The following is an 11,229-nucleotide window of genomic DNA, read 5'->3' as shown; positions in this document are numbered from 1 at the left end:
CAAGGAATGCCTCGTCGCACTGGGCGATGATGTCGACAATGGCATTACCGATACAAAGCACGTCATAGTTCGGCATCAATCATGTCTCCGCGAAAAACCACCGGCTTTCTGGCATGCCGGCCGCGGGCGGGTCTAGCGATTTGATGCGGCTTTGCCTAGGCCGTGATTTTTTAAATGGCGTGACGCCGCACTTGGTTGTGCCCTTGGGTTGCGCCCCTTGGTTGTGCTTGCGACTTGTCGTGTCTCCGCCTATTTCGCAGATGTTCAACTTGGAATTGGAAACGCCGTGATCTCCAGCGCCGCCCGCGCCGCCGCCAGCCAGCTGTTCTCGCCCGAATTCCGCTCGGTGTTCGTAAAAACGTTGGGCCTGACCTTGCTGGCGCTCGCCGCGCTTTGGTTCGCCATCGAGGCCCTGTTCGAATGGCTGGCCTGGCCATGGATCGACGCATGGCTGCCCGCCCTGCCGTCCTGGGCCGGATGGCTGGGCGTCATCGTCGCCGGGATCGGTCTGGCGCTCGGTCTGGCGCTGCTGATCGCGCCGGTGACGGCGATCATCGCCGGCCTGTTCCTCGACGACGCCGCCGAACTGGTCGAGCGCACCGACTATCCCAATGACCCGCCCGGCCGCGCGACGCCGGCGCTGCGCTCGCTGGTGCTGGCGATAAGATTCTTCGGCGTCGTCATCCTCGGCAACATCGTGGCCTTGCTGCTGCTGCTGGTGCCGGGCATCAACATCGCTGCCTTCTTCATCGTCAACGGCTATCTGCTGGGACGCGAATTCTTCGAATTCGCCGCCATGCGCTTTCGCCCGGAGGCCGAGGCCCGGGCATTGCGCAAAAAACATGCCGTCACGGTGTTTCTCGCCGGGCTGGTTGTCGCTGCCTTCCTCGCGGTGCCGCTGCTCAACCTTTTGACGCCGCTGTTCGCCGCCGCCATGATGGTGCATTTGCACAAGGCTATCTCGGCGCGCGAAGCGGCTTAGGAGTGCTGATGTTCTGGTGATGCAGGCTTGCGAATGGCGGTTGTAGCCAAACGTTACGCTCCGTTCCGTTTTGTTGGGTTCGGCGCTAACGCAAAAGAAAACCACGTCCCAACTCGTCGTCGGGTTCGACGATGAATTCGGCCCGGCCGCTGTAGAAGGCGCGGCCGCCGACGCGGGCGATGATGGCGTCATGCGGCCCGGCTTTCGCGGTCCTCGCCACGCTGCCGGAAAAGCGCGAGCCTGCAACACTCTCGAACAGCCGCGTCTGACCGGCGATTTCGCCCTTGGCATGCATTGCCGTCAGCCGCGCGGCGACGCCCGATCCGGTTGGCGAACGGTCGACCTCGGCGTCGGCGAAGACGCAGATGTTTTTGGTCGGGCTATCGGCATATGCGTCCTGTCCGTCGGTCAGGATGGTGCCGTAGAGAAAGGCAAGGTCGGCATGGTCCGGATGCGACAGCGGGAATACTTTCTTCAGCCTCTCCGTCAGCGCCGTCGCCGCATCGACGAAATCGCGCACGCGGTTCTTGCCGAACTCCAGCCCGAACTGGCGGCAATCGGCGAGCGCATAGAAGGCGCCGCCATAGGCGATGTCGAAGCTGATTGCCCCGAAGCCCGGCAATTCGATCTGCTGGTTGCGGGCGAACAGAAAGGCCGGCACGCTTTCGAACGATACAGCACCGGCCTTGCCATCTTGCACCTCGACCGAGGCGACGACCAGTCCGCACGGCGCCTCGATTTTGACTGTCGTCAGCGGCTCCTGCCGCGCCACCAGTCCCTCGTCGACGGCGTAGCGGCCGAGCGCGACGATGGCGTGGCCGCACATCGTCGAATAGCCCTCATTGTGCATAAACAGCACGGCCAAGTCGGCGCCGGGCAGATCGGGTTCCACCAGTAGCGCGCCATACATGTCGTGATGGCCGCGCGGCTCGAACATCAGGATCTTCCTGAGATGATCGAGGTGATCGCGCACATAGGCGCGTTTTTCCAGGATCGTGCCTGCAGGAATCCTGGGATAACCACCGGTGACGATCCGCAGCGGCTCGCCGCCGGTGTGCATGTCGACGACGCTGAGCTTCATGCGTTGGGCCAATCTAAGCTGAAGATTTGGCAAACAACGCCTGCAGCTTGCCGAACGGCATGGCGGTGCGGGTGAAGCCGAAGGTGCCGTCCTGCTGGATCTCACGTGCCGCCGTTTCCAGCATGCCGAAGGCGTAATTGGTCAGCCAGGGCCCGAGCGAAATGCGCTTGACCCCTGCCAGGGCAAGATCGGCGACGGTGAAGCCGGGCCTCACCATGACGTTGACCGGCTTGGTCAGCGCCGAGCAGACGGTTTGCACCGTCTCGACATCGCCGAGGCCTGGCGCGTAGAGCACGTCGGCGCCGGCCTTCTCGAAGGCCTGCAGCCGCTTGATCGTGTCGTCGATGTCTGGCCTGCCCCACAGAAAATTCTCGGCCCGCGCGGTGAAGACGAAGTCGTGCTTCAGCGCCCGTGCCGCCTCCGCTGCAGCGGCGACGCGCTCGACGGCATGCGAAAATTCATAAATCGGCTTGTCGGGCTCGCCGGTGTGGTCCTCGATCGAGCAGCCGGCGAGGCCTGCCGCTTCGGCTGCGAAGATAGTTTCCGCGGCACTTGTCGCGCTGTCGCCCTTGCCCTTCTCGAGGTCGGCCGAGACCGGCAGGCCGGTCGCCGCGGTCACGTCGCGGCAGTGGTGGATCATCGCCTCGAAGGTCACCGCGCCATCGGGCAGGCCGCGCGAAAAGGCAAAGCCGGCGCTGGTCGTCGCCAACGCCTTGAAACCGAAGGAGGCCAGCAGTTTCGTCGTGCCGACGTCCCAGGGGTTGGGCATGACGAAGATCGAACTGTGCAGGTCGCGAAAGATTTTGCCCTTGTCCATGGATGCTCCCCAGAGTGCGAAGCGCATTTTATCCCGCCACTGCCCGCCGGGCAAACGAATGCGAATGGGTCAGAAGCGATTGGCGTTCTCTCCTGCCAATTTGTCCAGTGCGTCGGACCCCTTGACGTATGCGGTCCCGTCCCAATGGTAGGTGACGGAGATGTCGCGCGAGGAAGCCTCGGGCGCCGGATCGTCGCAACTTTCGCCATTCGGCACGGTGGCATCGGTCACCGTCGCCTTGATGGCCGCATAGGGCTGGCCTTCCGCAACGGTCTGAAACCCCAACTCCTGCGTGCGCCTGTAGGCACACAGGGACTCGTCGAACGTATAGATCATGTCGATCAGCTCGAACCTGTCGTCGCGGACCAGGATCAGCGGCGTGCTCACATAGCCCTGGCTCGAATTGAAATGCGTGCTCAGGGTGATGATGGCGTCATCGCCGGGCCCGATCGGCAGCTTGCCCGGAGCGCGGAGATAGGTGCTCCGGTCGACGGCGACATTGACAGCGTCGAGCAGTCTCGGCTTGCCGGCAAGATCGTAAAGCGCCAGCACCGCAAAGCCCTCAGCGCTGTCGGAGGAACTGCCGAGGTCGAACAGCATGGCCAGCCGCTCCTTGCCGCCGGCCCTGATCTGGAGCACGCCAGCATCGGAAAAGCCCGACGTTTCGGGTGGCACGCCACCGCTATCCCCACCTTCGATATGGCGCATCTCGATCGGCATGGAACCACGGTAGAAGCCGTCCTTGTCCGCCGCCAGATCGGGAATGACCATCCTGGCGAGGTCGAGATAGGTCGTGTCCTCGTGGCCGGGAACGGCGCTGCCAAGGTCCGGGAAGCTGACGCCCTGCGCGCCGGCCGCGGCCCACAGACACGGCAGCAGCAAGCAGGCGAGGGTGAAGCGAAACAGGATCGAGTTCATAGGCTGGGCGCCTCCCACTGTCGAACATTGGCAAGCTAGCATGGGCGCCTGGCGCGTCCAGCCGGATAAAAACCTGAAGACCAGATCAGGGGATCGGCACCAGCCCGGCCAGCTCGCGCATGTCGTCAAACAGGATGCCGCCGGCCTCGGTCAGGCCGTCGCGGTCGGAATGCGGGTCGCCGTAGTAGGAAAATACGCGCATGCCGGCGGCAATGCCGGCTAATGTCCCGGCGACGCTGTCCTCGATGACGATGCAGTCGGCGGGCGCGAAGCCCATCGTGCTTGCGGCATGCAGGAACAGGTCGGGAAACGGCTTGCCGCGCGAAACCATGGTCGAGCTGAACAGTGCATGCTCGAACAGCGGCAGCAGCCCGGTCTGGCCGAGCGTGATGTGCATTTTACTCACCCGCGCCGACGAAGCGACGCAAGTTGCGATCCCGGCAGCGTGCACGGCTTCGATGAACTGCCTGACATAGGGGACGGCTTCGACGCCATGCGCGAACAGGTCCGGCAGTCCGGCATTCCAACGGTCGACGAAATCGGCGCCGAGGCTGGCGCCGGTCGCCTCGACTTCCTTCTGCACCGAGACCATGGCGCGACCGGAGAAGTTCTTGCGGCAATATTCGAAGCTTGCCGGGTATCCGGCGGCGCTGAGCCATTCGGCAAGGCGCCGATTGGCTAGGTTTTCGGTGTCGACCAGAACCCCGTCGCAATCGAAGATGACGAGTTTGGGTAGCGACATCAGGCCGTGCCGGTCGATCCGAAGCCGCCGGAGCCGCGCGTCGTTCCGCCGGCCAAGCTGCGCTCATCGACCATCGCCTGCGTCACCGGGGCGAAGACGATCTGCGCGATCCGCATGCCGCGCGTCACCGCGAAATCCTCGTCGCCAAGATTGATCAGCAGCACCTTGACCTCGCCGCGATAGTCGCTGTCGATGGTGCCCGGCGTGTTGAGGCAGGTAAGCCCGTGCTTGAAGGCGAGGCCCGAGCGTGGCCGGACCTGGCCTTCCACCCCCTCAGGGATCTCCAGGATCAGTCCGGTCGGCACCAGCGCGCGTTTTCCCGGCAGGATCAGCAGCGGCCGGTCGTCCGGCACCGCGGCGCGCAGATCCATGCCGGCGGCGCCCGGGCTTTCATAGGCGGGAAGCGGCAGGCCTTCACCGTGCGGCAGCCTGATGAAGCCGACGGCCGGACCGATGACGGAGGAAGTGTAGAGGGCTGCGCGCATGAGGCTGATCCTATCGCTATCAACGCCGATTCAGTCAACTCGGCGGCCAGACTATCAACGGCTTTCTTTCAGCGCAGTTCCGTTTCAGCGCAGTTCTACGGGGACGATGGTCGTCTCCTTGATCTCCTCCATGACGAAGGAGGCCGAAACATCCGACAGCGCCACCTTGGCGATAAGCCGCTGATAGAGCCGGTCATACGCCTTCACGTCGGCGACGCGGGCGCGCAAGACATAGTCGAGGTCGCCGGACATGCGGTAGACGCCGGTGATCTCGGGAAAGCCGCCCACTGCCGCCCGAAATTTTTGCAGCCAGTCGGGATCATGATTGGAGGTCCGGACCAGGATGAACACCGAAAGGCCAAGGCCAAGCTTGTCGGCATCGACCAGCGCCACCCGGCCGGTGATGACGCCGTCTTCCTCGAGCCGCTTGACCCGGCGCCAGCAGGCGTTGCGCGACAGCGACACCCTTTGCGACAATTGGTCGACCGACAGCGTGCCGTCGCGTTGCAGTTCGGCCAGCAATCTTCGGTCGATCTCATCGATCTCCAGAGCCATGTGGGATGCTTGTCCCATTATTTGGCCAAACACAAGGATGATTTGGGACCGATGAACCAGAAGCTCGTGCCAGAATACTCAGCATCGGGGGCTTACCCAGCCAGGAGGGATCACCATGACGACACGGCTTGCAAGGCTCTTTACCTCTCACCCGGCCAAGGTGGGCGAGACCTATTTCAGCCATATGGCCTTCGCGGCGTGGTTCTGCTCGCGTCTGTTCATGGCAGCGTTCGCCGCACTCATTCACGCTTTCTTGCCATTTCTGTGTGAGACTACGGCCAGCCGAATCGTCCGCGAGCTCTATGAGCGCACGCACAACAGAGGCACACACGCGATCAAGGAGCCTGCGGCTCGCATGGATCGCGCCTGAGGGAAGATTGAGCGATGTGCCGGTGGGCGGCCTACCTTGGCGAAGCGGTTTTCCTGGAAGACATCGTCACGGCGCCCTGCCATTCGCTGATCGCCCAGAGTCATTGCGCCCAGGAAGCCAAGTCGCCGACCAATGGCGATGGCTTTGGTCTCGCCTGGTACGGCGACCGGCCCGAACCGGGCCTGTATCGCGACATCCTGCCGGCCTGGTCCGATCCCAATCTGAAGAGCCTGTGCCGGCAGATCAGGTCCAGCCTGTTCCTGGCCCATGTGCGCGCCTCGACCGGCGGCGCCACCAGCCGCATGAACTGTCATCCCTTCACTGCCGGCCGCTGGTCGTTCATGCACAACGGCCAGATCGGCGGCTTCGAAAGAATCCGCCGCGCACTGGAAAACGCGCTCTCCGACGATGTCTTCGATCGCCGCGAGGGCACCACCGATTCCGAACTTTTCTTTCTCCTGATGATCGACGAGGGTCTGGCGGGCGATCCGCAAGGCGCGGTGTCGCGCGCTACGGCGCGGGTGATCGACGCCTCGCGCCGCGCCGGCTTCGAACCGGCGCTGAGACTTACCGCCGCCTTGTCGGACGGCGAATCGCTCCATGCGGTGCGCTATGCGACCGATGCCCACGCGCCGACGCTCTACACCTCCGTCTTCCGCAACGGCGGGCGATGCCTGATGTCGGAGCCTTTCGACCGTGATGGCGGCGACTGGCAGCCGATCCCGCCCTCTAGCTTCGTCACCATTACCAGAGACGGCATGACCACTCGTCCATTTGCGCCGGAACCGGCAAGACTGGCGCTGGCCGTGTAGCTCCCTCGCTATCGCGGCAACATCGCGGGACAGCGCCCCCTCAACAGACCCTCGCAGCGCAATTCCGATCAAGCACCACCTGTCCTCGAATGCTGAACTCGGCTTGAAGACGCGCCGTAGTCCGCCATTTGGTGAGGCTGGCGCCGCTAGCAAGCCGGAGCATTGGTCATGGACCTCGTCTTTTCCTCCACCAGAGACTTGGCTGCCGCGATCCTCGACCGCAGGATTTCCGCCGTGGAAGCGCTGGACGCGCATTTGGCTGAGATCGACAGGCATAATGAGGCGGTCAACGCGGTCGTCACGCTCGACAGGGAAGGGGCTCGCGCTCGCGCGAAGAAGGCCGACGAAGCGCAGGCGCGCGGCGACGCTCTCGGGCCGCTGCACGGCGTGCCGTTCACGCTGAAGGACACTCACGAAACACTGGGGATGAAGACGACGGTCGGCTTCCCGCCTTTTGCCGACTATGTGGCGAGAAAAGACAGCCCGGTCGTTCTCAGGTTGAAGGCGGCCGGCGGCGTGCTCGTCGGCAAGACAAATGTCGCAACGATGCTGGGCGACTGGCAGTCGAACAACCCGCTGTTCGGCCGCACCAGTAATCCGTGGGATCTATCGCGCACCGCCGGCGGTTCCAGCGGGGGAGCGGCGGCAGCACTTTGCGCGGGCATGACGCCATTCGAACTCGGCACCGACATGCAGGATTCGATCCGCCTGCCGGCAGCCTTCTGCGGCGTCTACGGCCTCAAGCCGACCGAGCATCGCGTCTCCTTGGCCGGCGCCTTTCCCGATCCCGGTGGCGTGCCGCGCGGCGTACGGCTGATGTCCTGCATCGGTCCGCTGGCCCGCAACGTCGAAGATCTGGCGCTGATCCTGAGGATCATTGCAGGACCGGATGGCAGCGACACCGACCTTGCCCCGGTGCTGGTCGAGGACATGCCTGAGGTCAATCTCAAGACCCTGCGCATCGCTTTCGCGCCGGCCTTTCCGGGTTTTCCGGTAGCCGGCGAGATCAGGGCCGCGGTCGAAAGTCTGGCCGAGCAACTCAAGTCTGCGGGGGCAGTCGTCGAGGAAGCAAGACTGCCGACGCTCGGCCTGCATGACGATCTGACGCAAGGCGGCGCGCTGATCAGCATGATGCTGGAGGCTGCGCAGCCGAAGCCGCCAGAAGAACCGACACCGGTCTCGCGCTGGTTCGAAGCGCTCGCCCACCGCGACCAGTCAATCCTTGCCTGGGACCGGTTTTTCGAAGGTTGCGATGTCTTGCTTTGTCCCGTCGCCATGACCACGGCCTTTCCGCATTGCGAGCCGGGAACACCAATCAAGGTCGATGACAGGGAGCAGAGCTACTGGCTGCTGCCAGCCTATGGCGCGGTGTTCAACTACAGCGGCCACCCGGCACTGTCGATGCCCTGCGAGCAGGACCGCGACGGCCTGCCCATCGGCCTGCAGCTGGTCGGCCGTCGCTGGTCAGAATCGCGGCTGCTTGGCATCGCCAGGGCAATAGCGCCGCTGAGCGGCGGTTTTCGCCGTCCGCCCGGCTATTGAGCAAACCGCGTTAGCCTATAGGGCTCAAGTAGCGGATCGCGCGCGTCGTCCAGTATTTCCCGGCCGGCGAACAGGCCGACGGCAGGCGCCAGCGTGATGCCGGAATGCATGACCGCGACATAGAGGCTGCTCACGCTTTGAGCCCGTCCGATGATCGGAAAGCCGTCGATCGGCGTCGGCCGATAGCCGACGGTGTGAAAATCCAGTTCCAGCCGGTCGGCGCCGCGCAGCATGCTCTTCATCGCCGCAAACAGGTCGCGGGCTGTGGCTTCGGCATCCATGCCCGGATCGGCGCCGCCGAAATCCGAGCCGGCGATGATGCGGCCCTCGGCAGTCTGGCGCATGTGCAGCCGGTCGCCGATCACCAGGCCGTTGAGCAGCTTTTCGTACGGGCGTGAATGGACGATCAGGCCGGGCGGCGTCTCAATCGGCAGTTTTAGCCCGGCCGTTGCCGCAATTGCCGCAGAGCCGGCGCCGGCCGCGATCACCAACTCGTCGGCGACAATCCGTCCGCCTGACGTATCGACGCCGCTAATCCTGCCTTTGGTCTGTATCAGCGCGGTGACTGTCGTGCCGGTAATCACCCGCGCGCCAAGTCGCTCGGCGTCGGCCAGCAGCGTCTGCGTGGCCGCGACCGGTTCGGCCACGCCCTCCTCAGCGACGTGAAGGGCGAAGTCGGAAAGCTCGGTCAAATTGGGCTCTATACGTGCGGCTCCCACGCGGTCGACGCGCTCGATCCCGTAGCCCCAGGCGGAATGCTCGGCGGCATAGGCCTCAAGCTCGGCCGGCGGCAGGTCCCAGCACAGGCCGCCGCACCAGGCGAGTGGAATGCCGGGCACGTCATGGGCAAGCCGCGTCCATTCGGCCATCGAACGGGTACGCAGCCGGAAATACGGCTCTGGATTGCCCCAACTGGCATTGATCCAGGCAAAGGAATTCGGCGTGGCGACGCCGCCCGCACCGCTGTCGGCAACGATCGTCACGTTCGCGCCAGCCTTCGCCAGATGCCAGGCGATGGACGCACCGATGATGCCGGCGCCGACGACAATGACGTGCTTGGCTGCGCTCATGGATGGACCTTTATCGAACCGCCTCTGTTGATGCCATTGCGGCGGACCTATCTCAAGGCCGGGCAACCGCCCAAAATTGTTCGACAGGCTGCAAAAGCGCTGCTAGAAGCCCGCGCACCACATGGGATTCCACAAATTGGCTGAAGACATCACGAACGCGGTGGCGCGCCGCCGCACTTTCGCGATCATCGCGCATCCGGACGCCGGCAAGACGACGCTGACCGAAAAGCTGCTTTTGTTCGGCGGTGCCATCCAGCTTGCCGGCGAGGTCAAGGCCAAGAAGGATCGCATCCAGACCCGGTCGGACTGGATGAAGATCGAGCGCGAGCGCGGCATTTCGGTCGTCACCTCGGTGATGACCTTCGAGTATGAGGACAATGTCTTCAACCTGCTCGATACGCCCGGTCACGAGGATTTCGCCGACGATACCTATCGCACGCTGTCGGCGGTCGATGCGGCGGTCATGGTCATCGACGCCGCCAAGGGTATAGAGCCGCGCACGCTAAAACTGTTCGAGGTCTGCCGGCTTCGCGACATCCCGATCATCACCTTCGTCAACAAGATGGACCGCGAAAGCCGCGACCCGTTCGAGATACTCGATGAGATCGAGCAGAAGCTGGCGCTGGACACCGCACCGATCACCTGGCCGATCGGCCGCGGCAAAACCTTTTCCGGCACCTATCATCTGGCGCTGAACGCGGTGCGCAAGGGCGACGCCGAGAAAGAACGCACGCCGGTCAATGGTCCCGACTCCAACCGCGTCGCCGGCCTGTTGCCGGAGAACGAGCGCGAGGCTTTCATCGAGGAGCTGGAGCTGGCGCGCGAAGCCTGCCGCCCGCTCGACATCGGTGCGTTTCGCGAGGGCCATCTGACGCCGGTTTATTTCGGTTCGGCGCTGCGCAATTACGGCGTCCGCGACCTGATCGAGGCGCTTGGTGCCTACGGGCCGCCGCCACGCGCGCAGGAAGCCGATAGCCGCAAAGTCGAGGCGACCGAGGATAGGATGACCTCCTTCGTCTTCAAGATCCAGGCCAACATGGATCCCAACCACCGCGACCGCATCGCCTTCGTCCGCGTCTGCTCGGGCAAGCTCGAGCGCGGCATGAAAGCCAAGCTGGTGCGCACGGGAAAACCGATGAGCCTGTCGGCGCCGCAATTTTTCTTCGCCCGCACCCGCGTCACCGCCGACGAGGCCTTTGCCGGCGACGTCGTCGGCATCCCCAACCACGGCACGCTGCGCATCGGCGATACGCTGACCGAGGGCGAGGAGATCCTGTTCCGCGGCGTGCCGAATTTCGCGCCGGAAATCCTGCGCCGCGTCCGGCTCGGCGACGCGATGAAGGCCAAGAAGCTGAAGGAGGCGCTGCACCAGATGGCCGAGGAAGGCGTCGTGCAACTGTTCTCGCCAGAAGACGGCTCGCCGGCAATCGTCGGCGTCGTCGGTGCGCTGCAGCTTGACGTGCTGAAGGAGCGGCTGAATATCGAATACACGCTGCCGGTCGATTTCGAGATGTCGCGCTTTTCCGTCTGCCGCTGGATATCGGCCGACGACAAGGCCGAGGTTCATCGCTTCATCGAGGCGCATCGCGGCGACATTGCCCGCGACCTCGACCACGATCCGGTGTTCCTTGCCCAGCACGCCTTTTCGCTCAACTACGAGGCCGAGCGCTGGAAGGCGATCCGTTTTGCGGCGGTCAAGGACTACCAGGTCCGCGACAAGGCGGCTTGACCTGTTGGTTTTCCCTTCTCCCCTTGTGGGAGAAGGTGTCGCCGAAGGCGACGGATGAGGGGTGTTCCAGGGAACGCCGACGCCTCGTTCTGTCCAACACCCCTCAACCGTCTCGGCGCTGCGCGC

At 64.1% G+C, this 11,229-nt stretch carries 12 protein-coding genes; 5 read left to right on the top strand and 7 right to left on the bottom strand.

The window, feature by feature from the left end; genetic code table 11:
* Positions 1 to 286: 286 nt before the first annotated feature.
* Positions 287 to 982, top strand: a complete 696-nt coding sequence (locus tag AC0L2R_RS17120) for a sulfate transporter family protein (RefSeq protein ID WP_473510357.1) — start codon at positions 287 to 289, stop codon at positions 980 to 982.
* 85 nt (positions 983 to 1,067) lie between these two features.
* Here the strand turns inward: AC0L2R_RS17120 and AC0L2R_RS17115 are convergent, their stop codons facing one another.
* The 6 genes from AC0L2R_RS17115 to AC0L2R_RS17090 all read right to left on the bottom strand — a co-directional run bounded on the left by AC0L2R_RS17115 (position 1,068) and on the right by AC0L2R_RS17090 (position 5,580).
* Positions 1,068 to 2,063, bottom strand: coding sequence for a proline racemase family protein (locus AC0L2R_RS17115; protein WP_473510355.1), 996 nt, complete (start codon positions 2,061 to 2,063; stop codon positions 1,068 to 1,070).
* Between the two features lie 13 nt (positions 2,064 to 2,076).
* Positions 2,077 to 2,880: an isocitrate lyase/PEP mutase family protein gene (locus AC0L2R_RS17110; protein ID WP_473510354.1), complete on the bottom strand. Its 804-nt coding sequence runs from the start codon at positions 2,878 to 2,880 to the stop codon at positions 2,077 to 2,079.
* 69 nt (positions 2,881 to 2,949) lie between these two features.
* On the bottom strand, positions 2,950 to 3,798 hold the full coding sequence (locus tag AC0L2R_RS17105) for a hypothetical protein (RefSeq protein WP_473510352.1): 849 nt from the start codon (positions 3,796 to 3,798) through the stop codon (positions 2,950 to 2,952).
* Between the two features lie 85 nt (positions 3,799 to 3,883).
* Positions 3,884 to 4,540 (bottom strand): HAD family hydrolase, encoded by a 657-nt coding sequence (locus AC0L2R_RS17100; RefSeq protein WP_287055152.1) that lies wholly within the window; start codon positions 4,538 to 4,540, stop codon positions 3,884 to 3,886.
* Positions 4,540 to 5,025, bottom strand: a complete 486-nt coding sequence (dut, locus tag AC0L2R_RS17095) for a dUTP diphosphatase (protein ID WP_473510350.1) — start codon at positions 5,023 to 5,025, stop codon at positions 4,540 to 4,542. Before dut ends, AC0L2R_RS17100 begins: the two co-directional genes overlap by 1 nt.
* Before the next feature lie 84 nt (positions 5,026 to 5,109).
* Positions 5,110 to 5,580: an Lrp/AsnC family transcriptional regulator gene (locus tag AC0L2R_RS17090; RefSeq protein ID WP_473510348.1), complete on the bottom strand. Its 471-nt coding sequence runs from the start codon at positions 5,578 to 5,580 to the stop codon at positions 5,110 to 5,112.
* 115 nt (positions 5,581 to 5,695) lie between these two features.
* On the opposite strand from AC0L2R_RS17090, the gene AC0L2R_RS17085 reads away from it, so the two are divergent.
* The 3 genes from AC0L2R_RS17085 to AC0L2R_RS17075 all read left to right on the top strand — a co-directional run bounded on the left by AC0L2R_RS17085 (position 5,696) and on the right by AC0L2R_RS17075 (position 8,304).
* Complete coding sequence (locus AC0L2R_RS17085) at positions 5,696 to 5,950, top strand: DUF6356 family protein (protein WP_473510346.1); 255 nt, start codon at positions 5,696 to 5,698, stop codon at positions 5,948 to 5,950.
* Between the two features lie 14 nt (positions 5,951 to 5,964).
* On the top strand, positions 5,965 to 6,762 hold the full coding sequence (locus AC0L2R_RS17080; protein WP_473510345.1) for a class II glutamine amidotransferase: 798 nt from the start codon (positions 5,965 to 5,967) through the stop codon (positions 6,760 to 6,762).
* Positions 6,763 to 6,930: 168 nt separating this feature from the next.
* Complete coding sequence (locus AC0L2R_RS17075; RefSeq protein ID WP_473510343.1) at positions 6,931 to 8,304, top strand: amidase; 1,374 nt, start codon at positions 6,931 to 6,933, stop codon at positions 8,302 to 8,304.
* On the opposite strand, the gene AC0L2R_RS17070 is transcribed toward AC0L2R_RS17075, so the two are convergent.
* The gene (locus AC0L2R_RS17070; protein ID WP_473510342.1) at positions 8,298 to 9,374 is read right to left on the bottom strand and encodes an NAD(P)/FAD-dependent oxidoreductase; all 1,077 of its coding nucleotides are present in this window, start codon (positions 9,372 to 9,374) and stop codon (positions 8,298 to 8,300) included. The genes AC0L2R_RS17075 and AC0L2R_RS17070 overlap by 7 nt on opposite strands.
* A gap of 136 nt (positions 9,375 to 9,510) precedes the next feature.
* On the opposite strand from AC0L2R_RS17070, the gene AC0L2R_RS17065 reads away from it, so the two are divergent.
* Entirely contained in the window at positions 9,511 to 11,103 is a 1,593-nt protein-coding gene (locus tag AC0L2R_RS17065) for a peptide chain release factor 3 (RefSeq protein ID WP_473510340.1), read from the top strand.
* Positions 11,104 to 11,229 lie beyond the last annotated feature (126 nt).

The sequence above is a fragment of the Mesorhizobium sp. WSM4820 genome (assembly GCF_055811075.1).
This window is presented reverse-complemented; position numbering and strand designations above follow the sequence as displayed.